21 protein-coding genes and 1 pseudogene are annotated in these 20,070 nt (G+C 64.2%); 10 read left to right on the top strand and 12 right to left on the bottom strand.

Going from position 1 to position 20,070, the window contains the following annotated elements; translation table 11 throughout:
- A pseudogene (locus tag CH256_RS28560) lies at positions 1-103 on the top strand (acyl-ACP desaturase); the annotation flags it as partial.
- Between the two features lie 21 nt (positions 104-124).
- Here the strand turns inward: CH256_RS28560 and CH256_RS10355 are convergent.
- The 4 genes from CH256_RS10355 to CH256_RS10370 all read right to left on the bottom strand — a co-directional run bounded on the left by CH256_RS10355 (position 125) and on the right by CH256_RS10370 (position 5,029).
- A complete protein-coding gene (locus tag CH256_RS10355) occupies positions 125-817 on the bottom strand; it encodes a response regulator (protein ID WP_094669537.1) in 693 nt (230 codons plus the stop codon).
- Positions 810-2,492 carry a sensor histidine kinase gene (locus CH256_RS10360; RefSeq protein WP_373454803.1) on the bottom strand — a complete coding sequence of 561 codons (1,683 nt, stop codon included), beginning with the start codon at positions 2,490-2,492 and terminating at the stop codon, positions 810-812. The genes CH256_RS10355 and CH256_RS10360 overlap by 8 nt, the downstream gene beginning before the upstream one ends.
- 47 nt (positions 2,493-2,539) lie before the next feature.
- A complete protein-coding gene (locus CH256_RS10365) occupies positions 2,540-3,925 on the bottom strand; it encodes a GntP family permease (protein ID WP_094640452.1) in 1,386 nt (461 codons plus the stop codon).
- Positions 3,926-4,015: 90 nt separating this feature from the next.
- Positions 4,016-5,029, bottom strand: a complete 1,014-nt coding sequence (locus CH256_RS10370; RefSeq protein WP_256980767.1) for a Bug family tripartite tricarboxylate transporter substrate binding protein — start codon at positions 5,027-5,029, stop codon at positions 4,016-4,018.
- A 109-nt stretch (positions 5,030-5,138) separates the two neighbouring features.
- Between CH256_RS10370 and CH256_RS10375 the strand changes: the two genes are divergently transcribed.
- Positions 5,139-5,843 carry a M50 family metallopeptidase gene (locus CH256_RS10375; RefSeq protein WP_094640494.1) on the top strand — a complete coding sequence of 235 codons (705 nt, stop codon included), beginning with the start codon at positions 5,139-5,141 and terminating at the stop codon, positions 5,841-5,843.
- A 25-nt stretch (positions 5,844-5,868) separates the two neighbouring features.
- On the opposite strand, the gene CH256_RS10380 is transcribed toward CH256_RS10375, so the two are convergent.
- Positions 5,869-6,339: a YdeI/OmpD-associated family protein gene (locus CH256_RS10380; protein ID WP_068048844.1), complete on the bottom strand. Its 471-nt coding sequence runs from the start codon at positions 6,337-6,339 to the stop codon at positions 5,869-5,871.
- Positions 6,340-6,439: 100 nt separating this feature from the next.
- Between CH256_RS10380 and CH256_RS10385 the strand changes: the two genes are divergently transcribed.
- Complete coding sequence (locus CH256_RS10385) at positions 6,440-7,066, top strand: YdeI/OmpD-associated family protein (protein ID WP_218829133.1); 627 nt, start codon at positions 6,440-6,442, stop codon at positions 7,064-7,066.
- Between the two features lie 7 nt (positions 7,067-7,073).
- On the opposite strand, the gene CH256_RS10390 is transcribed toward CH256_RS10385, so the two are convergent.
- On the bottom strand, positions 7,074-7,652 hold the full coding sequence (locus CH256_RS10390) for a TetR/AcrR family transcriptional regulator (protein ID WP_094669540.1): 579 nt from the start codon (positions 7,650-7,652) through the stop codon (positions 7,074-7,076).
- 56 nt (positions 7,653-7,708) lie between these two features.
- Here CH256_RS10390 and heR point away from each other — a divergent pair, with 56 nt between their 5' ends.
- Positions 7,709-8,491, top strand: coding sequence for a heliorhodopsin HeR (heR, locus tag CH256_RS10395; RefSeq protein ID WP_094669541.1), 783 nt, complete (start codon positions 7,709-7,711; stop codon positions 8,489-8,491).
- On the top strand, positions 8,488-9,273 hold the full coding sequence (locus tag CH256_RS10400; protein ID WP_094669542.1) for an SDR family oxidoreductase: 786 nt from the start codon (positions 8,488-8,490) through the stop codon (positions 9,271-9,273). The genes heR and CH256_RS10400 overlap by 4 nt, the downstream gene beginning before the upstream one ends.
- Here CH256_RS10400 and CH256_RS10405 read toward each other — a convergent pair.
- Complete coding sequence (locus tag CH256_RS10405) at positions 9,270-10,673, bottom strand: GntP family permease (RefSeq protein ID WP_094640457.1); 1,404 nt, start codon at positions 10,671-10,673, stop codon at positions 9,270-9,272. The genes CH256_RS10400 and CH256_RS10405 overlap by 4 nt on opposite strands.
- 116 nt (positions 10,674-10,789) lie before the next feature.
- Between CH256_RS10405 and CH256_RS10410 the strand changes: the two genes are divergently transcribed.
- From CH256_RS10410 to fabG, 5 genes are all read left to right on the top strand, one after another.
- Positions 10,790-11,755, top strand: a complete 966-nt coding sequence (locus CH256_RS10410) for a lysophospholipid acyltransferase family protein (protein ID WP_094640458.1) — start codon at positions 10,790-10,792, stop codon at positions 11,753-11,755.
- 96 nt (positions 11,756-11,851) lie between these two features.
- Positions 11,852-12,847, top strand: coding sequence for an ABC transporter ATP-binding protein (locus tag CH256_RS10415; protein ID WP_094669543.1), 996 nt, complete (start codon positions 11,852-11,854; stop codon positions 12,845-12,847).
- A complete protein-coding gene (locus tag CH256_RS10420; protein ID WP_094669544.1) occupies positions 12,844-13,599 on the top strand; it encodes an ABC transporter permease in 756 nt (251 codons plus the stop codon). Before CH256_RS10415 ends, CH256_RS10420 begins: the two co-directional genes overlap by 4 nt.
- Before the next feature lie 15 nt (positions 13,600-13,614).
- Positions 13,615-14,352: a lysophospholipid acyltransferase family protein gene (locus CH256_RS10425; protein ID WP_094669545.1), complete on the top strand. Its 738-nt coding sequence runs from the start codon at positions 13,615-13,617 to the stop codon at positions 14,350-14,352.
- A gap of 66 nt (positions 14,353-14,418) precedes the next feature.
- Positions 14,419-15,177 carry a 3-oxoacyl-ACP reductase FabG gene (gene fabG / locus CH256_RS10430; RefSeq protein ID WP_068048880.1) on the top strand — a complete coding sequence of 253 codons (759 nt, stop codon included), beginning with the start codon at positions 14,419-14,421 and terminating at the stop codon, positions 15,175-15,177.
- Between the two features lie 79 nt (positions 15,178-15,256).
- Here the strand turns inward: fabG and CH256_RS10435 are convergent, their stop codons facing one another.
- From CH256_RS10435 to CH256_RS10455, 5 genes are all read right to left on the bottom strand, one after another.
- Positions 15,257-16,150, bottom strand: coding sequence for a glucose 1-dehydrogenase (locus CH256_RS10435; protein WP_094669552.1), 894 nt, complete (start codon positions 16,148-16,150; stop codon positions 15,257-15,259).
- 124 nt (positions 16,151-16,274) lie between these two features.
- Positions 16,275-17,069, bottom strand: coding sequence for an SDR family NAD(P)-dependent oxidoreductase (locus CH256_RS10440; RefSeq protein ID WP_094669553.1), 795 nt, complete (start codon positions 17,067-17,069; stop codon positions 16,275-16,277).
- A 117-nt stretch (positions 17,070-17,186) separates the two neighbouring features.
- Positions 17,187-18,035 (bottom strand): 3-hydroxybutyryl-CoA dehydrogenase, encoded by an 849-nt coding sequence (locus CH256_RS10445; protein ID WP_269454870.1) that lies wholly within the window; start codon positions 18,033-18,035, stop codon positions 17,187-17,189.
- A 5-nt stretch (positions 18,036-18,040) separates the two neighbouring features.
- Positions 18,041-19,198, bottom strand: a complete 1,158-nt coding sequence (locus tag CH256_RS10450) for an acyl-CoA dehydrogenase (RefSeq protein WP_068048956.1) — start codon at positions 19,196-19,198, stop codon at positions 18,041-18,043.
- Positions 19,199-19,345: 147 nt separating this feature from the next.
- Positions 19,346-19,993, bottom strand: a complete 648-nt coding sequence (locus CH256_RS10455; protein ID WP_094640460.1) for a TetR family transcriptional regulator — start codon at positions 19,991-19,993, stop codon at positions 19,346-19,348.
- Between the last annotated feature and the right edge of the window lie 77 nt (positions 19,994-20,070).

Consider the following 20,070-nt stretch of genomic DNA (forward strand, 5'->3'; position numbering starts at 1 on the left):
CGCGTTCCTCGAAGACCTCGAGCGGCAGGCCACCAAGTTCGAGGAGATGCGTGATCGGTCCCTCGCCCGCGAACGCGCGAAGGCCGAAGCACGCGCGTCCTAGTGCCTGCGGCGAAGCCGCTGTTCAGGTCGAGTCGGTTGCTCGGTATCGGTGTACCGGCCTTCCGGCGCGGCCGTATTCGAGTCGGACCGTGAGGACCCCCGTAGAGGCATAGTGCTCCAGGTATCGCCGCGCGCTCACCCGCGAGAGACCGGCGAGGTCTGCGCATTCACTGGCCGATACCTCGCCGCCCTCGCGAACTGTCCGTAGCACCAGCGACCCGGTTTCCTGGCTCAGCCCCTTCGGCAGGCTCGGGCCCGCGGACGGACTCGGTGCCCCGAACAGCGAGTCGATCACCGACTGGTTCATGCCTTTCGAGCTCGACAGCGCACGAGCTCGTCGGCGGAAGTTTCCGAGTTTTTCCAGTAGCTGTGGGTACTCGAACGGCTTCACCAGATAGTCGGCGGCTCCACTGTGCAGCGCACGGCGCACGGTGTCCAGCTCTCGGGCTGCGGTGACGACGACGACTGCCACGCCGTTACCTTCGCTACGCAGACGTTGCAGCGCGTCGAGTCCCGAGCGGTCCGGGAGATGGACGTCGAGCAGCACCAGATCGGGTGCAAGCGTGCGGACTGCAGCGACCGCATCTGCCGCGGTGTGAACCACGCCGACGGTGCGAAAACCAGGGGTGGCATCGACGAATCGTCGGTGTATGTCTGCAACCATGAAATCGTCGTCGACGACGAGGACCTCGTAGGTGCGGTCCGATTCACTCATCTGTCCCGTCACTTCCGACGCCTGCCACGCGCGCGTTCCCGTGTCGCGGTGATTCGTGGTCGTACGGAATACGCACTGTGAATCGTGCACCGCCGGTTCCCGGAGCATCGTCGACCTCGGCGGTGCCACCATGCTGGGTGCTGACGATCCGGACGAGCGCGAGTCCGATGCCTCGCCCTCCCGGTGTCTCCGTCTTCGATGTGACGCCGCGCGAGAAGATTTCGGCGCGCATGCTGTCGGGAACACCTGGTCCGGAATCGGCGACCTGCATCTCGATGCCGTCGGAATCATCGATGTCGACCACGACGCGGGCACCCGTGCTTCCGGTCGACGCATCCACGGCGTTGTCGATCAGGTTGCCGAGCACGGTGATGATGTCGGTGGCGAGCATGGGATCCAAGGTCTGCAGCCGAGAGGTCGGATTCAGTTCCAGCGCAACACCGGTCTCGGCAGCCAACGATGTCTTCGCGATCAACAATGCCGCGACGGCCGGGTCGGAGATACTTCGGGTGACGGCGTCACTGATTTCTGCTCGACGGCGTGTCAGTGCACCGACGAAGTCCGTCACTGCGTCGTGGTCGCCGAGTTGAGTCAGACCCGAAATGGTGTGCAACTGGTTGGCGAATTCATGAGTCTGCGCACGCAATGTGTCGGTGACCGACTTGTGGGAGGACAGCTGACTCTGCAGCCGAGCCAGCTCGGTGCTGTCACGCATGGTGGTGACCGTACCGATACGTCGGCCCCTGCTCGAGGCCGACCGCCGACTGAGCACCAGCATTCTCGTCGCCGTCGGGAGCACCACATCGCCGCTGTCCTGAGCGTCGATCAGGTACCGGCGGACAACTGGATCCAAGGGAACCTCGTGAATACTGTGGCCGATCACCGTGGCTGCACCGGAAGCATGCTCGGTCAGGCCGAGGAGTTCGGCGGCGCTGTCGTTGAGGACCGTGATCACACCCTCCGTGTTGACTGCAATCACACCCTCACCGATGCTGTGCAGCAACGCTTCTCGATGATCAGCGAGACTGGCGATCTCCTCGACCTCCAGCCCGCGTGTGTGGGTCTTGATACGCCGAGAGAGCAGCAAGGAACCGATGAGCCCGAGGACTGCTCCGAGTCCGAGATACAACAGCAGCGGTGCCCCGGCATCGGCGACGAGGCGCCAGGTGGACGGGTACGTCGAGCTGACGGCAACAACGGCCAGAACCTCGCCTGTCGGCGCGAGAACCGGGACGTGACCCGAGATCGATTCTTGTCCGTCGACCCGGACGTCGCCGGTCCAGGCCCGTCCGTCCTCGGCATCACTCGCACCGAGTTCCCCGGCGATCCCGACGCGATCCGGAACGGAGGAAGCGACGATCACGGATCTGCCCACGTCGGTCGCGTCCAACACGACGACGTCGGCGACGGATGCCCCGGACAGGTCGACGGCCCGGTCCACCTCCGGTGCCAAGACCTTGTCTGCTTCGACGGATGCAACCTGTTCGCGGACAACAGGAGTCGAGGCGAGGTTCTCGGCAACGGCGAGGAGGCGTCCGCCCTGGGTGTCGCGGAATTCCACACCGGCCTGGTGCACCGAGACGCCTGCTACCGCGACCAGGACCACGGCGACGACGACCAGCTGCAACAGCAGAACCTGGCCTGCCAGGCTGCGCGGTGCCGGTCGTCGTCGCATGTGCCTCATGATGCCTGCAACCCCCTCCGACCGTGTCGAGTACGGAGTCAGATCGACGCCAGGACGTACACGACCGACGACAAGGCGAACCCGACGAGCGAGATCAGGGTCTTGATGACACTCCACGTCTTGAACGTCGTCGGGACGTCCATACCCAGAAGCTTGCCGATGAGCCAGAAGCTGGCGTCGTTGACGTGGGGGAAGATCGACGACCCTGCAGCGAGGGCGAGGATCATCGCGACCGTCTGAACCGGATTCAGCCCCGCTGCCATGATCGAAGCACCGAGGAGCCCGGCCGACGTGGTGATGGCCACGGTGGCAGTGCCGAGGGCGATGCGAAGGATGGCTGCGACGGCGAAGGTGGAGACGATGAGCGGAAGACCCAGGTCGCGAAGCGTCTCGGCGAGGGCGTCACCGATGCCGCTGGCGAGCAACACCGCGCCGAACATCCCGCCGGCCCCGGTGATGAGTACGACGGGAGCGATCGGCTTGAGCGCGTTGTCGAGCAGATCCTCCACGAATGTGGCCGTGCGGCCGCGACGAAGTGCGAGCACATAGATCGAGACCATGACCGTGATGAGCAGGGCGACGGGTGTGGATCCGATGACCTGCGGGACGGTGACCAGCGGCGAGTTCTCGTCGAGGCTGCCGGTTCTGGCCGCTGTTGTGAGCGCCGTGTTGGCGAAGATGAGCAGCAGCGGGAGCATGAGCAGCGCGATGATCACACCCGGCTTGGGAGGGTTCTCCACCGTCTCCACCTGCGGGCCACCGCTCAGGAGATCCGGCACCGGGAGGTAGATCCGCTTGCCGATGAAGGTGCCGTACAGATGGCCGGCGATGAACCAGGTGGGCACTGCCACGAGGATGCCGATCAGGATCGTCAGTCCGACGTCGCCGCCCAACAGGATGGTCGATGCGACGGCACCTGGGTGCGGCGGCAGAAAGACGTGCATGGTCGACAGTGCTGCTGCAGCGGGCAGGGCGTACAGCAGGACGCTTCCGCCGAGCCGGCGAGCCACGCCGAAGATGATGGGGAGCATCACCATGAATGCGGCGTCGAAGAAGATCGGGAACCCGAACAGCAGCGACGCGACTCCCAGCGCGAACGGGGCGCGCTTGTCGCCGAACTTTCGGACGAGCGCACTGGACAGCGCCTGTGCTCCGCCGCTGATCTCGGCGAGCCGGCCGAACATGGCACCCAATCCCACGAGAAGTGCAACTTCACCGAGGGTGGTACCGAATCCGTCGATCAGTACGTCCTGGATCTCCGAGATCGGAATGCGCGCAGCGAAAGCCGTTCCGAGAGAGACGATCACAAGTGCCAGAAGCGGATGTACCTTCAGCTTGATGATCATCAGCAGTAGTACCGCGATGGCGATGCCGGCGATCGACAGCAGCGCCGTTGTGGAAAGGGTTTGGACCCAGTCGTCCACGAGATGTCCTTCCGTGATTCGATCAGCGCACGGCGAAGCCTCGCAGTGCACCGTTGGACGCCGACCTCGATCGGCAGTTCGGGGTGGTTGTTACCGGGTGATGCCGAATTCGGCCAAGGTGGTTCTTACTCGAATATCTTCTGCCGCAATGAATTCCGAGAAATCATCCCCAGTGAGGAACGAGTCGGTCCATCCGCGCAGAGGCATCGCGGCCTGCCATTCGTCCGTGTCGCGCATACGGGTCAGCGCGTCGACCAAGCCGTTCCGGGCCGAGTCCGAAATGCCGGGTGGAGCTACGAATCCGCGCCAATTGGTGAATTCGAGCGGGATACCGGACTCGGTGAGTGTCGGGGCGTCGTACGCGGCGGTGACACCGCGGGACCGTGCGTCGGGTGCCTTCGATACTGCGAGGATGCGAAGCGAACCACTGTCGACTTGATCGATGTACTCACCCGCTCCTGCCACGCCCACGTCCACAGTGCCGTCGAGTACTGCCGCGAGGAGATCGCCGGCACCGTCGAACGTCACCAGGTTCAGGGCCTCGGTGTCGATGTCGGCTGCACGGGCCAACTCCACGGTGAACAGGTGATCGGGCCCGCCCAACGCAGAGCCCACGCCGACGACCACCTGCTGCGGTCCGCGACGCCAGGCGTCGAGGAAGCCATTCAACGACGGCATCGGAGAGCCCGATCGAACGACGAGAGCTTCCGGTTCGTCCACCAGCCGTGCAAGTGCGGTGGCGTCCGACAGTCCCCAAGGTGCCTCGGCCACCTGCGCGACTCCGACAACACCCACCCCGACCATGCCGATCAACGCACTGTTGCCTGCCTCACGAACGAGCCTGGCCAGCGCGACGGAACCGCCACCGCCGATGACGTTGAACTTCTCGATGGGCCCGGTCAGGCCGTGCTTCTCGAGAATGCGCGACGCGGTTCTGGCAGTCACGTCGTAACCGCCGCCCGGAGTGTTGGGGATGAGCATCCGTAGATCCGACGGAGTCGTCGACCGACCGAAACCGGTACAACCGGCCGAGAATGCCATCGGCAACGTCGCCAGGCACGCCAGCGCGCGCCGTCGCGTCATCGAGCTCGGTGGATTCGTCATCGTGCGTTCATCTTGACCCACGGCCGTGACCGCCGTCACCCATAGGTAACCAATGATCACAAAGTTCTTTGTGGTCCTGCGGTGCTTCGGCGTTGCCGCATACTGGGGTGTGAACGAATTCTGGGACCGCATTTCCGCGGTGAGTCCTGATCCGCCGGTGTGGATCGTCCAAGTTGCCGCGCTGGCCGCTCTTGTCATCGTGGTACTGCCGCAGACCTGGCGCATCGCCCGCAACGTCGTGACCATCGCGCACGAGGGTGCGCACCTGTTCGTTGCGCTGATCACCGGCCGACAGCTGATGGGCCTGCGACTGCACTCCGACACCTCGGGCGTCGCTATCTCGAAGGGCAAGCCCACCGGCCTCGGCGTCATCGCGATGACCTTCGCCGGCTACGTGGGGCCGTCGCTGCTCGGTCTCGGTGCCGCGTTCGTGCTCGGAACCCAGCATGCAGTCGCGGTGTTGTGGATCGGCGTCGTGTCGATTGCGTTGATGCTGTTGATGATTCGCAACATCTACGGGCTGCTCTCACTCGTCGTCGTCGGCGCTGCCCTGTTCGTCGTGTCCTGGTGGGGCACCGGAGAGCAACAGGTCGCGGCGGCGTACTTCATCACGTTCTTCCTGCTGATCGCCGGTCCGCGTCCCGTTCTCGAACTGCAGAAATCACGCAGCGCAGGACGGGCCAGGGACTCCGACGCCGATCAGCTGGCTCGGTTGACCTTCCTCCCCGGCATCGTCTGGGTCGGCCTGTTCCTGCTCGTCACCGTCGGCTCACTGGCGTTGGGGGCGTGGCGAATTCTGATGCCGGTGCAGTGACGGGAAGCCGGGTGGTCCTACCGGTCTACGAATTGTCGGTCAACATCCTCACCAGTCGGGCCACCCGATCTGCACGGGTCTGCTCGCGCGCCGCGTTGTCGATCGGCATCAACAATTGGCGCCGTTCGCTCGCGCGCTTGCGCTCCCAGGCCGCTGTGCACTGTGCGTTCTCCATCGCCTCCTCGAGGTCTTTCGGAACCGGCACCAGATCGGGGTCGGCCGGCTCGAACTCGCACGACAACAGATCACCGATGTGGACGCCCAATCGGCGCTGAAGGCCCGCACCGACATAGACGAAGGACCCGGGCATCACATCTGCATCAGCCTTGTTCAGTCCCAAGTTGAGGCTGAGGCCGTCGATCGAACCGTCGATCCGGCGCGTCGGCCATCGCTTCGCAGCCTCGACCAATTCTGCCGGGACTCGGACGATGGCATACGTGTTCTTGCCCCACGTCAACGGTTCGAGCACTCCGTCGAATCGAATGCGATCACTCACGATTACCTCGCATCGTAGACACACCGCTGAGGGAAAATTCGCCCACGATCGCAGCATAATCGAGTAGATGTCTCCGAGACGAAGACGGACATTCGAGGCAATGAGGGAAGGGATGCGCATGGCCGTCATGGACGACGCACCGAGAGTGCATGCCCAGACACGTGCGCAGTGGCGGACGTGGCTGTCCGCCCATCACGGAACTGCGGAATCGGCGTGGCTGGTGTCGTGGAAGAAGGCCACTGGAAAACCGGCGATCAGCTACGACGACGCCGTCGCGGAAGCGCTCGCGGTGGGGTGGGTGGACAGTCGACCCCGCAAGCTGGACGACGAGCGAACCATGTTGTATTTCTCGCCCCGCAAACCCACGAGCGCGTGGTCCCGTCCGAACAAGATCCGTATCGAGGCCCTCCGTGAAGCAGGCCTGATGCTTCCCGCAGGGGAGCGGGCCGTCGAGGCTGCCGTGGCCAACGGAGCATGGACCGTTCTCGACGAGGTCGAGGATCTGATCGTTCCCGAGGACCTGGCCGCCGCCTTCGCCGAACACGTTGATGCGGAGAGCAATTGGAACCAGTTTCCGCCGTCCGCGCGTCGCGGGATTCTGGAGTGGATCGTGACCGCCAAGCGGCCCGAGACCCGAGCCTCTCGAGTGCACGAGACGGCTCGGCTCGCTTCGATCGGCGAGCGCGCAGCTCGATGGCAACCCAGGCGGGACCGACAGCCGGGGTAACCGGCCGTCACGAGCGAAGCGATCCTCGAAAGATGATGTCCAGCAATCGGCGTCGCGCCTCGGTAGGCGATAGCTGTTCCTCCAGCACGTGAGAAGTCATCGAGGTGATCCCCGCGATGACAAGCCCGGCCAGCATCTCGACGTCCACATCGGCCCGAAGACGTCCTTGCCTGCCCAGAACCGACAGCAGCCCGTGTACATCTGCGCGGAACCGTTCGATGTGTCCGGTGACGGCCTGCGGCGGCGATCCCAGTGCGGCCGTCGTGAGCAGGGCCCTCGTCGGAGATTCGACGAAATAGTTCAACTGCAGGTCGATGTAGTCACCCAGCACCGTCATCGGATCCGACCCTGCGCCCCGGTCCAACACGTCCTGAAGCCGCGCCTCGACGCGCACCACTTCCTGCTCGACCCAGGCTTCCAGAATCCGAGGCACGTCCGGAAAGTAGCTGTACAGAGTAGGTCGGGACACCTTCGCGCGCGCGGCTACCGCGGACATCGTCATGCGCCCGGTCCCCTGCTGGCCGGCCAATTCGATCGCGGCGAGCATGATCCGTTGGCGAGCGGACAGCTCGTCGTCCGTCTTCACAGCGTTCTCCCCACCACTCCTTGTCAGCAGCCTTACAACCTGTAAGGCTAACGGTCATGGCACGCACTCCGCACCCGGCCGTCGCGACCGAGCATCCTCTGTCTCCGGACAGGCTGAGGCAACTCCGCATCTGGAACCTCTCGCTGTCCGCGCTGCACGCTGTTCAGGCCATCGCGGTGCTCGTCATCGCATCCGACTTCGCCATCGATGTGACCACCGCCTACCCCGCGGGACCCCCGGGAACGGTGGTTCCGCAAGCGCAGGAAGCGTTCGCGGTTCCCATCGGTATCGCCGTCGCCGTCTTCCTCGCACTGGCGGCGGTGGATCACTTCGTCACCGGGGTTCCACTACGAAAGTCGTACGAACGCACCCTCTCTCGCGGTATCAACCCGTTTCGATGGCTCGAGTACAGCGTCAGCGCCACGATCATGGTGGTCCTCATCGCGCTGTACGCCGGCATCACGCAGATCAGCGCGCTGATCGCGATCGTGGGTGCCAACGTCGCGATGATCCTGTTCGGCTGGCTCCAGGAGCGCTTCAACCAACCTGGACAGCGACCGGACCTCACCGCGTTCTGGTTCGGCTGTGTCGCCGGTGCCGCACCCTGGGTAGCGATCACCGTGAACCTCGTCGGGGCTTCGGAGGTACCCGGGTTCGTCTACGGAATCTTCTTCTCGCTGTTCGTCTTCTTCATGAGCTTCGCGGCCAACCAATGGCTGCAGTACCGAAGGATCGGGCCGTGGAAGGACTACGCATCCGGCGAGTTCGTCTACCTCGTACTCAGCCTCGCCGCGAAATCTGCTCTGGCCTGGCAGATCGTTGCCGGGTCGCTCGCATGATCGGACGCGGAAGGTCACACCCGGGGTCCTTCGACGACGACGCGGTTCTCATCACCGGCGCGACGTCGGGCATCGGTGCCGGACTCGCCACCCGGTTCCACGCTCGTGGGGCCCACGTCGTCGTCACCGGCCGCGACAGCGTGCGCCTGAGTGCGATGGCCGCGGAGCACCCCGGCATGACGCCGATCGTCATGGACGTCTGCGACCCGGAATCCGTGGGCCGCGCGATAGCGGAGATCGCCGCGTCGATTCCGCATCTGACGACCCTGATCAACAATGCCGGAGTCCAACGCCCACTGGACTTCTCGGCGCAGGAGCAGCCGGCGAGTGCCGAGATCGCCGACGAGATCGCCACCAATTTCACCGGCCTCGTCAACGTCACCTCGGCAGCGCTGCCCCTCCTGCGCCGTGCTCCTCGCGCGAGGGTGGTGCACGTGGGCTCCGGCCTCGGCTTCGTTCCGCTCACCGGCGCTCCCGTGTACTCCGCGACCAAGGCAGCCGTGCATTCGTTCACCGTCAGTCTTCGGCATCAACTGCGCCGAACCACCGTTCAGGTCGTCGAACTCGTCCCGCCGGTAGTCGACACACCGTTGCACCGCAGCATGGACAGCGCGCCGCCGATGGCGATGCCGTTGGAGAAGTTCCTCGACAAGACGATGGCCGGACTCGACAGTGGCCGCGACGAGATAGCCATCGGACTGGGCCGAGTGTCGATCCTCGGGTCGAGGCTTGCCCCTTCGATCTTGCTCGGACTCGTCAATCGAGGCAGTCCACCCCGCTAGAACACCACCCACAGCAGCGATGCCAGGGCGAAGATCGCCAGTCCCAGTGTCGTTTCCATGACGGTCCAGGTCTTGAGGGTCGTCTTCTCGTCCATGCCGAAGAAGCGGCTGACGAGCCAGAAGCCGGAGTCGTTGACGTGGGAGAGCACGGTGGCTCCGGCGGCCAGGGCGAACACCAACAGCGCGATCTTGAAGTTGCTCAGATCCAATTCGGCCACCTGCACCGAGATCAGTCCTGCGGTCGTGGTGAGAGCGACGGTGGCCGAACCCTGCGCGACGCGTAGCGCGGTGGCGATCAGGAAGGCCTGCAGCAGGATCGGCAGTCCGAGGCCGGACAGCGAGGAGGTGAGCGACTGCCCGATGCCGCTGGCCCGGAGCACGCCACCGAACATGCCGCCGGCACCGGTGATCAGGATGATCGAGCAGATGGGCCCGAGCGCCTGATCCATGTACTTGGCACCGTCGGCCACCGGGAAGCGTCCCGGCGCGAGGATGAACAGAGCCAGCAGCAGCGTGATGAGCAGCGCGATCGGTGTCTGACCGATGAGCGTCAGCGCTGCGGCCCAGGTCTCGTCTCCGGTCAGCACACCCGACGTGGTCAGTGTGTTGACGACGGTGTTGAGAGAGATCAACACCAGAGGCGTCAGCAGAATGAACAGCACCGCACCGAACTTCGGAGCCGGATCGCGCAGCGCGGCCATTTCCTTGTCGTGCTCCTCGGAGTTGGCAGCGCCGTCGGAGAAGAGATCTGCAGGCAAGGTGTGGAACCGCTTACCGAGCTGGGTACCGACGAGGTACGAGCCGACGAACCAGGAGACGACGGCAACGGGAACGCCGACGAGCAGTACCGAACCGATGTCGCCGCCGAGGAGTTCGGTGGCAGCGACCGGACCGGGGTGCGGGGGAACGATGGCGTGCATCGCGGCAAATGCGCCTGCGGTCGGGAGGGCGTACAGCAGCACCGATCCGCCGAAACGTTTGGCGACGGTGAAGATGATCGGCAGGAAGACAACGAGGCCCGCGTCGAAGAAGATGGGGAAGCCGAAGATGAGTGCGGCGACACCGAGCGCCAGAGGTGCGCGTTTGGCCCCGAATCGGTTGATCAGGGTATCGGCCAACACCTGTGCACCACCGGTGATTTCGAGCAGCCTGCCGACCATCACGCCGAGCGCGACGAGCAGCGCCACCGAGCCGAGCGTGGAACTGAAGCCCGAGAGCAGGGCCGACGGCACGTCCGCCAGCGGGATTCCGGCCGCGACGGCGGTGACCGCGCTGACCAGGACCAGGGAGACGAAGGCGTGCAGTTTCACCTTCATGATGAGGAAAAGCAGGATTGCAACGGCTGCGGCGGCGATCAGCAGCAGAGCTGTCGTTCCGTATGCCGGTTCGATCGGATCCATCGGTATACCTCGTTCGCTCGGCTCGAATTCTGACCATAACGGACACTCGGGACGTCGCGCGGGGTTACGAGCGCTGGTTGTGAGTCGGCTTCGGACGGGTGGAGTACCGTGCGGGTATGAGTGATGGGGATCACGTACTGGGTGGGGACGGCTCCGAAGAACCGACGAAGGAGCAGCTGCGCGAGCAAGCGCAGCGGTACGCCGCGGCGGCGCGTCTGAAGATGAAAGAGCGTCGGGAGAAGTCGTCCGGGGGCCTCGGAGCGGTGGTTGCCGAACGCGCAGGCGGCTGGGACCTCGATGATCAGAACACAGTGGCAATGGACCGGCAGCAACGACTCTGGAACGGGGTGATGGACCGCTACTTCCGGATGGAGATCGACGGTTGGGAGACCATTCCGGAGTCGCCGGTGCTGGTGGTCGGCGTGCACTCGGGTGCGCCGTTCGTCTGGGACGCGTGGACCGTCGGCGCTCAGTGGTGGCGGCACTTCGGTGAGAAACGCATCCTGCACGGAACCGCGCACGATGCCTTGATGGCGTTCCCGTTGATCGGAAAAGTCTTTCGATCCATGGGGGTGCTTCCCGCGGCACCGGACTCGATGTCGACGGCACTGGCCGAGGGCCGGGACGTCATCGTGTGGCCGGGCGGCGAGGTCGATTCGTTGCGGCCCTGGAGCAAACGGGACGAGGCGACCCTCGGTGGCCGAACCGGCTTCATCAAGCTCGCCATTCGGATGGGTGTGCCCATCGTGCCGGTGGCGACGGTGGGTGGGGCCGACGCGATGCCGGTGCTCATTCGCGGCGACAAGCTGTCGAAAGCGTTGAAGCTGGACAAGATTGCGAGGTTGAAGGTCTTTCCGATCGCGATCTCGCTGCCGTGGATCATTGCGCCCGCGGCGTTACCGCAGATTCCGTTGCCCGCGAAGATTCGCACTCGATTCATGCCGCCGGTCGAACTGGACCACGATCCGGCGCGGTGCGAGGACGAGGCGTACGTCGACGCCAAGTACGACGAGGTGCGCGCGAGCATTCAGTCCGGGATGGACGCCCTGGCCCGCAAACGGAAGTTCCCCGTCTTCGGTTGATCGACCGCCGCACTGGCATCGCGGACCGAAGCTGACCGCGATCGTTTCTACCGTCTCCGTCGTAGGGATTCACCGCTACGACGAGGGGCGTCACAGATGATCGAAACTTCGGGATTGACCAAGACTTTTCAGCAAGGCAAGACGACCGTCGAGGCGGTACGCGGCATCGATCTGACGATCGGTGAGGGAGAGCTGGTGGCTCTGCTCGGCCCCAACGGGGCAGGCAAGTCGACCACTCTGCGGATGCTGACCACGTTGCTGGCACCGACGTCGGGATCGGCCCGCATCGCCGGATTCGACGTGGGCAAAGACCGGGATCGAGTCCGCCGCAGCCTGGGCTACGTGGGTCAGGGCAACGGTGCGGGCCACAATCAGCGCGTCCGGGACGAGCTGGTGGTGCAAGGGCAGTGCTACGGCATGACGCGTCGCCGATCAGGCAGTCGCGCAGACGAATTGATCGAGGCGCTCGAACTCGGCGAGCTCGCGACTCGTACCGTGTCGACGCTGTCCGGCGGGCAGCGTCGACGACTCGACATCGCACTGGGTCTGGTGCATCGGCCGCCGTTGCTGTTTCTCGACGAACCGACCACCGGCATGGACCCGCAGAGCCGGGCGAACCTGTGGGACCACATTCTGCGGCTGAGGCGAGAGATGGGCACCACCATCGTGCTCACCACGCACTATCTCGACGAGGCCGATTCGATGGCCGAGCGGGTGATCGTCGTCGATCGCGGCACCGTCATCGCCGACGACACCGCCACCGCACTGAAATCGGAACTGGCAGGTGATCTGATCGTCCTCACCGTGTCCGACGCGTCGGCGCTGGCTGCGCTTCTCGGTGGTGTAGCCGGTGTCAGGGACGTGACGGTGGCGGGTTCGCGTCTGAACATCCGGGTCGAGCGTGCCGAGGTGGTTCTTCCGGATCTCCTTCGGCTGAGCGAGTCTCATGGGATCACGGTGCACACGGCAGATACGACGCGACCGACCCTCGACGACGTGTTCCTCGGCCTCACCGGGCGCAGTCTCCGTGAGAGCGCCGCGACGGGTTCCGCATCCCTCGAAAACGCAAGCACAGCAGGAGAACTCCGATGAGCGTTCTGTCGGGAAGTACGTTGGTGATGGGCCGCGAACTGCGGCCGATGCTCCGCGATCCGTTCACGGTGATCTTCAGTCTCATCCAACCGTTGATCCTGCTCGCACTGTTCGGCCCACTGCTCACCGAGGTGCCCGGCCTCGGGGACGGAAGCGTCTGGGACTGGTTCGTTCCGGGGGTCCTCGCGATGATCACCATTTTCGGAACCTCCATGACGGGCTCGAATTTGTTGGCGGAGTTGCAGCAGGGTTCGCACGAACGAATGTCGGTGACCCCGTTGCCGCGATCGGCGCTGCTCGTCGGGCGCGCGTTCAAGGAGATGGTGCCGCTGGCTGCTCAGGCCGTCTTGATCATCCTGGTCGCGTTGCCACTCGGCCTGTCCGTGAATCCGATCGGTGCGGTCGTGGGCATCGTGCTGCTGGGCGTGTTCGGTGTCGGGCTCGGCGCACTGTCCTACACGCTGGCTTTGGCTGTGCGCGGACAGGATTGGGTGTTCTGGTCGATACAGCAGACTCTGATGTTCCCACTGCTCATCCTGTCGGGCACGATGCTGCCGCTCACCACTGCCCCGGGATGGATGCAGTTCCTGGTGAACATCAACCCGCTCGGGTACCTGGTCGATGCCGAACGTGCACTGTTCGCGGGAGACTTCACGAGTTCGACGGTGACGGCCGGTGTTGTCGCGGCCGTGGCTACCGCTGCGGTCGGACTTACCGTCGGTATCCGGGCTATGGGTTCCTCGCGGGTGTGAGGCTAAGCTCGGCTCATGGATCGGCCTGCGGTAATTCTCGAAAACGATGTGACCGTGTACGACTTCTATCTGCGTCATCAGCAGAATCGTCAGGTCGCGAGGTTGGCTTATGCGACCCTGGCCAGGCGATTCCGCCCGAGGGTGTCGTATCCCGACGGTGCCCGTGAGGAGTTGCGTCGTCTCGTCTACGACAACACGCGTCTGCTCATCGCGGTCAATCATCTGACCGAGAACGATCCGTACACCCTCGCAGCGGCGGCATGGGCGTCGCCGCTGCGTCCGGTCATCGGTCGCACTCGGGTGCTGGCCAAGGACGAACTGTTCCAGGAACCCAAGCAGCGCAAGCGAATCGACATGATGGGCGGTATCCCCGTCTTCCGCGGAAAGAATCACGGCATGCGGGCCGTCAGCGCCGCGGGCAACCGCATGATGGACGTCAGTGCCGAGCGGATGAAGCGAGGCGACGATCTGGCGGTGTTCCCCGAGGGAACCTGCAATCTCGAGGATCCGACGACGGTGCAGCACGTCGGCAGCGGCATCGGCCACATCGCGATGCGGGCGCGCAAACTCGGGGTCGAGCCGGTGCTGATCTGTATCGGCCTGAGCTACGGTCACGGTGCGCCGAAGGTGAAGCAGGCCAGCGTCTACATCGACACGCCCATCACCGATTTGCCCGAGAAGCCGATCGACATCACCCGGGTGGTGGCAGAGGGAATGCAGAAGGCACTCGACGGAGCGGTGGCTGCGTACTGATCGCATTGTCGGTGTTGATAGAAACAGAGGACAGTTATCGAGTTCGGCGTCGTAAGGGAGATATTCGTGAGTGATCAGATCAAGACGGCCATTGTCACCGGTAGTGCGCGAGGAATCGGTGCTGCGGTAGCCAAGCGGCTGGCCAAGGACGGCTTCGGAGTTGCCGTGGTCGACCTCGACGAGGCCGCGTGCAGCGACACCGTCGGAGCGATTCAGTCGGCAGGCGGGCAGGCAGTGGCCATCGGTGCCAACGTTGCCGACGAGGAATCGGTGCAGACCGCCGTCGATCGCATTGCAAGTGAATTCGGTGCGCCGACCGTACTGATCAACAACGCGGGCATCACTCGCGACAACCTGCTGTTCAAGATGACGGTGCAGGACTGGGATTCCGTTCTCGGCGTACACCTGCGCGGATCGTTCCTGATGACCCGCGCGGTCCAGAAGCACATGATCGACGCCAAGTGGGGACGCATCGTCAACCTGTCGAGCACGTCTGCCCTCGGCAACCGCGGACAGGCCAACTACTCCGCAGCCAAGGCCGGCATGCAGGGCTTCACCAAGACCCTGGCCATCGAACTCGGCAAGTTCGGCGTCACCGCCAACGCCATTGCCCCGGGATTCATCGAGACGGAGATGACGGCAGCCACCGCAGAACGCGTCGGGATGCCGTTCGAGGACTTCAAAGCCGCTGCTGCGTCGCAGATTCCGGTCAATCGCGTCGGACATCCCGATGACATCGCGCACCTGGCGTCGTTCTTCGTCAGCGAGGGTGCGGGCTTCATCTCGGGTCAGGTCGTCTACGCCGCCGGTGGGCCGAAGGACTGATCTCTCCTGAACGCGTGAATGGACCATTCACCAGCCCAGACGGGTGTGAATGGTCCATTCACGCCGAACGGGTGACGATCTACGGCGTCGGCATACCACCGTTGACGTTCAATGTGTCGCCGGTGACGTAACCCGATTCGGCCGACGACAGATAGACGTACGCACCGGCGATCTCGGCGGGCTGTCCTGCGCGTCCGAGCGGTGTTTCCTTGCCGAATTCCGGCAGTGCCGAAGTCGGCTGGCCGCCGGCTGCCTGCAGCGGTGTCCAGAACGGTCCCGGCGCAACGACATTGACGCGGATTCCCTTCGGCGCCAACTGCTGTGCGAGGGCCTTGCTGATGGTGTTGATGGCCATCTTCGTTGTCGCGTAGTCCACCAGTCCGGGTGACGGTGTGTATGCCTGGATCGAGCTGGTGTTGACGATGGTCGAGCCGGCGGGCATGTGCGGCACCGCTTCCTGGATGATCCAGAACAGTGCGTAGACGTTGGTTTTGAACGTCTGATCGAATTGCTCGGACGTCAGGTCGGCCAGATCTTCGACGAACTGCTGTTTACCGGCAACGTTGATCAGCAGGTCGAGGCCACCGAGCTCGTCGACGGCAGTGCGCACGATGCCGCGCGCGGCCTGCTCGTCGGTGAGATCTGCCGGTGCCAGGACCGCGGTGCGGCCGGCGTCGCGGACCAACTGCGCAACCTCCTGCGCGTCCTTCTCTTCTGCCGGTAGGTAATTGAGAACCACGTCGGCGCCCTCGCGTGCGATGGCGATCGCTGCTGCTCGGCCGATTCCGGAATCGGCACCGGTGATCAAGGCCTTGCGGCCGGTGAGGCGTCCGGATCCGCGGTACGTCTGCTCCCCGTGGTCGGCGAGGGGCTGAAGATCTGCGGCCAGGCCGGGCGGATCCTGGTGCTGCTCCGGGAAGCCGTCCTGGCGGTACTGCGTGACGGGGTTGGTGAAGGTGTACTGATCGCTCACTGTGGAATCGTCTCCGAATACGGTGAAATGCGTGAAGAACCTCTGCTTGATTCCGTGTATCTCACGCATGCCCCGAAGCGGTCGGCCACAAACTGTGACCGACCGGACCAGCCCTACGAAAGACTCAGGGCAGAATCGCGTCGACGTAGCCGCCGTCGACGCGTAGAGCGCCACCGGTGGTCGCAGAGGCCTGCTCGGAGCTCAGGTAGACGATCATGTTGCCGATCTCCCTCGGCTCGATCAAACGTCCGATGAGCGATTGTGGTCTGTGCTCCTTCATGAATTGCGCCTGCGCCTCGTCCCAGGGGAGGTCGTCGCCGACGAGTTCGCCGACGAACTTCTCGACGCCCTCGGTGTGGGTGGGACCCACGATCACGGAATTGACCGTAACTCCGCTTCCTGCAGCAGCTTTCGCGAATCCACGGGTCACTGCGAGCAGGGCGGTCTTCGTCATTCCGTAGTGGACCATCTCCTCGGGAATCACGACTGCGGAATCGCTGCAGATATTCTGGATTCGGCCCCAGCCCGCCTCGGTCATCGCCGGCAGATACGTGCGGATCAGCCGGATTGCCGAGAGCACGTTCACCTCGAAATAGCGTCGCCATTCGTCGTCGTCGATGTCGAGAGCGGGTTTTGCTCCGAAGATGCCGAGGTTGTTCACCAGAATGTCGACCACCGGCACCTTGGCGAGCAATGTCTCGACCCCGTCGGCCGTCGCGAGATCGGCAGCAACGACGATCACCCGCGCACCCGGCACTGCCGTCAGCAACTGTTCCTCGGCCGAATCCAGCGCCGACTCGCTGCGGCCGTTGAGGACCACGCGCGCACCGGCGCGGGCCAATTCGGTGGCAATCGCGAATCCGATGCCCTGACTGGAGCCGGAAATCAAAGCGGTGCGGCCGTCGAGATCGATGTTCATGGAGCCTCCCAGAGTTGTGGAACGGCTCCAGTGTGCGCCTCCCTGCCGGATGAATGTGGCATTCAGCTTCTCCAAGAAGCTGAATGCCACATTGATCCAGAAGGGGCGAAGGGACTACTACGAATACGAGTAGAAACCCTTACCGGTTTTGCGACCCAGCATCCCGGCGTCCACCATGCGCTGCAGCAGCGGCGGCGGCGCATAGTGCGGTTCGCGGAACTCCGCGTACAGCGACTCGGCGACCGCGAGGGTGACGTCGAGGCCGACGGTGTCGGTCAGACGCAACGGGCCCATGGGGTGTGCGCAACCGTTGACCATGCCCTCGTCGATGTCCTCGGCGCTGGCGAAGCCGGACTCGAGCATGCGGATGGCCGAGACCATGTAAGGGATGAGCAGTGCGTTGACGATGAATCCGGCGCGATCCCCGGCGCGAATCGTCTTCTTGCCCAGCGTGTTTCCGGCGTAGTCCGTCACCGCTGCGACGGTTTCCTCGCTGGTGAGCAGGCTGACGACGATCTCCACCAACGGCAGTACCGGCACCGGGTTGAAGAAGTGCACGCCGACGACCTTGTCGGGACGCTTGGTCGCGTTGGCCATCTTGATGACCGGGATCGACGAGGTGTTCGTGGCCAGGATTCCCTCGGGCTTGACGATGGAATCGAGCTTGCCGAACAGGTCCAGCTTGAGCGACTCGATCTCCGGTGCTGCCTCCACCACGAGATCGCGGTCCGCGAAGTCGTTGATATCGAGCGTCAACGCGATTGCAGCACGGGCCTTCTCGGCCGCGTCGGCTTCGATGCGACCGGACTTCACGGCACGAGCGAAGGACTTGTCGAGGCGGGCCTCTGCGGCGTCGGCCGTCGCCTGGCTCGTCTCCAGGATCAGTACGGAACTGCCGGAGCGAGCACACATTTCGGCGATGCCAGCACCCATGGTGCCGCCGCCGATGACACCTACCAGGTTGATGTCGCTCATTTGAGCAGCGCCCGCGACATGACGACACGCTGAATCTGGTTGGTGCCCTCGTAGATCTGGGTGATCTTGGCGTCGCGCATCATGCGCTCGACCGGGAAGTCGGTGGTGTAGCCGGCACCGCCGAAGAGCTGCACGGCGTCGGTGGTGACCTCCATGGCCACGTCCGAGGCGAAGCACTTGGCAGCCGCGGAGATGAACCCGAGGTTCTTCTCGCCGCGCTCGGCGCGGGCTGCGGAGCTGTAGACCATCAGGCGGGCGGCTTCGACCTTCATCGCCATGTCGGCGAGCATGAACTGCACTGCCTGGAAGCTCGAGATCGAGGTGCCGAACTGCTTGCGGTCCTTGGTGTATGCGATGGCCGCGTCGAGGGCACCCTGTGCCAGGCCGACGGCCTGTGCGCCGATGGTGGGGCGCGTGTGGTCGAGTGTTTCCAGCGCGGTCTTGAAGCCGGTACCGGGCTCGCCGATGATGCGATCGCCGGGAATCTTGCAGTTCTCGAAGTAGAGCTCGGCGGTGGGCGAACCCTTGATGCCGAGCTTCTTCTCCTTGGGGCCGACGACGAATCCCTCGTCGTCCTTGTGCACGATGAACGAGGAAATGCCGTTGGCGCCCTTGTCGGGATCGGTCACGGCCATGACGGTGTACCAATCGGACTTGCCGCCGTTGGTGATCCAACACTTGGAGCCGTTGAGGATCCAGTCGTCTCCATCGGCCTTGGCGCGGGTGCGCATGCTCGCCGCGTCGGATCCCGCTTCGCGCTCGGACAAGGCGTACGACGCCATCGCGCCACCGGCGAGGGACGGCAGGACCTGCTTCTTGAGTTCCTCGGAGCCCTTGAGGATCAGGCCCATCGTGCCGAGCTTGTTGACCGCGGGGATCAGCGAGGACGAGCCGCAGACGCGTGCGACCTCTTCGATGACGATGCAGGCAGCGACGGAATCGGCACCCTGGCCGTCGTATTCCTCGGGAACGTGAATGGCGTTGAAGCCGGAAGCGTTGAGCGCTTTGAGTGCTTCCTCGGGGAAGCGGGAGTCCTCGTCGACCTCTTTGGCGTACGGAGCGATCTCCTTCTCCGAGAGCGCCCGAATGGCTGCGCGCAGTTCGTTGTGCTCGTCGGGCGATTGGTACAGATCGAAGTCGGGATTTCCGGCCATGTCGGCCACGCTCCTCGGTGTGTCGGGGGTGGCACTGCCCACGGAGGGCACTCAGTGCCAAGGATTGCCCCAGTGTACGTCCGAATTCGGACCTGTTCAAGACCGGGTCTCCGGCATCCGGCACTCAGTGCCATCGCGTCGGGTGGCTCAGGTGCTTGTGTGATCGGCCAACGCGTCGACGACTTTGCTGACGGACGTGCCCCGGGGGAACGACGCGACGACGATCTCACCGAAGAACTGCGCGCGCACCTGCGCGAGTGCCGAACGCAGATCCTCCACGGACGTCGGGAGGCCGTCGCGGATCATCCGACGAAGGATGTAGTTGTGCGTCGCGGTCACCGTGGCGGAGAACTGCAGGATCTCGAGGTGCGGGTGATCGGGCAGAACACGCTGCAGATAGTCGACGAAGAGTCTGTCGTAGCGAAACACGGTGACGATTTCTCGATCGCGCAGCGCGGGGATCTTGTGCACCACCTGGTAGCGCAAGCGCGACATGTCCTGCCAGTCGGAAAACCGCTCGTACACCAGCTGCGCGGCATCGCACACGGCCCGCCAGGGATCGCCCTCGTTCGCTTCCAGGAACGCGCCGGCCTGCTCGAGCAGTATTTCGTGATCGGCGAAGACGACGTCTTCCTTGGCGCGGAACTGACGAAAGAATGTCCGACGCGAGATGCCGGCGGCACCGGCGATGTCGTCCACCGTCGTCGACTCGTAGCCCTTGACGGAGAACAGGTCGAGGGCCGCCGTGGCCACGGTGAGCCTGAAGTCGGTGGATTCTTCGGGGTCTCCGCGCATGGGAGTGAAGGTAGCCGAGTTTCGGGACGGGCAGGGAGGTCGTCCACTTCGGTCTGTTGATTGCTAGTGTTCGCAAG

It is taken from the genome of Rhodococcus sp. 05-2254-6, from assembly GCF_002258565.1.
In the GTDB taxonomy this organism is placed as follows: Bacteria; Actinomycetota; Actinomycetes; order Mycobacteriales; family Mycobacteriaceae; genus Rhodococcoides.

Excerpts from the sequence above, each read along its gene's own strand:
- CH256_RS10355 (WP_094669537.1), bottom strand. The coding sequence starts at position 817 with ATGAGTGAATCGGACCGCACCTACGAGGTCCTCGTCGTCGACGACGAT.
- CH256_RS10360 (WP_373454803.1), bottom strand. The coding sequence starts at position 2,492 with ATGCGACGACGACCGGCACCGCGCAGCCTGGCAGGCCAGGTTCTGCTG.
- CH256_RS10370 (WP_256980767.1), bottom strand. The coding sequence starts at position 5,029 with ATGACGAATCCACCGAGCTCGATGACGCGACGGCGCGCGCTGGCGTGC.
- CH256_RS10385 (WP_218829133.1), top strand. The coding sequence starts at position 6,440 with ATGAGGGAAGGGATGCGCATGGCCGTCATGGACGACGCACCGAGAGTG.
- heR (WP_094669541.1), top strand. The coding sequence starts at position 7,709 with ATGGCACGCACTCCGCACCCGGCCGTCGCGACCGAGCATCCTCTGTCT.
- CH256_RS10400 (WP_094669542.1), top strand. The coding sequence starts at position 8,488 with ATGATCGGACGCGGAAGGTCACACCCGGGGTCCTTCGACGACGACGCG.
- CH256_RS10405 (WP_094640457.1), bottom strand. The coding sequence starts at position 10,673 with ATGGATCCGATCGAACCGGCATACGGAACGACAGCTCTGCTGCTGATC.
- CH256_RS10410 (WP_094640458.1), top strand. The coding sequence starts at position 10,790 with ATGAGTGATGGGGATCACGTACTGGGTGGGGACGGCTCCGAAGAACCG.
- CH256_RS10415 (WP_094669543.1), top strand. The coding sequence starts at position 11,852 with ATGATCGAAACTTCGGGATTGACCAAGACTTTTCAGCAAGGCAAGACG.
- CH256_RS10420 (WP_094669544.1), top strand. The coding sequence starts at position 12,844 with ATGAGCGTTCTGTCGGGAAGTACGTTGGTGATGGGCCGCGAACTGCGG.
- CH256_RS10425 (WP_094669545.1), top strand. The coding sequence starts at position 13,615 with ATGGATCGGCCTGCGGTAATTCTCGAAAACGATGTGACCGTGTACGAC.
- CH256_RS10440 (WP_094669553.1), bottom strand. The coding sequence starts at position 17,069 with ATGAACATCGATCTCGACGGCCGCACCGCTTTGATTTCCGGCTCCAGT.
- CH256_RS10450 (WP_068048956.1), bottom strand. The coding sequence starts at position 19,198 with ATGGCCGGAAATCCCGACTTCGATCTGTACCAATCGCCCGACGAGCAC.
- CH256_RS10455 (WP_094640460.1), bottom strand. The coding sequence starts at position 19,993 with ATGCGCGGAGACCCCGAAGAATCCACCGACTTCAGGCTCACCGTGGCC.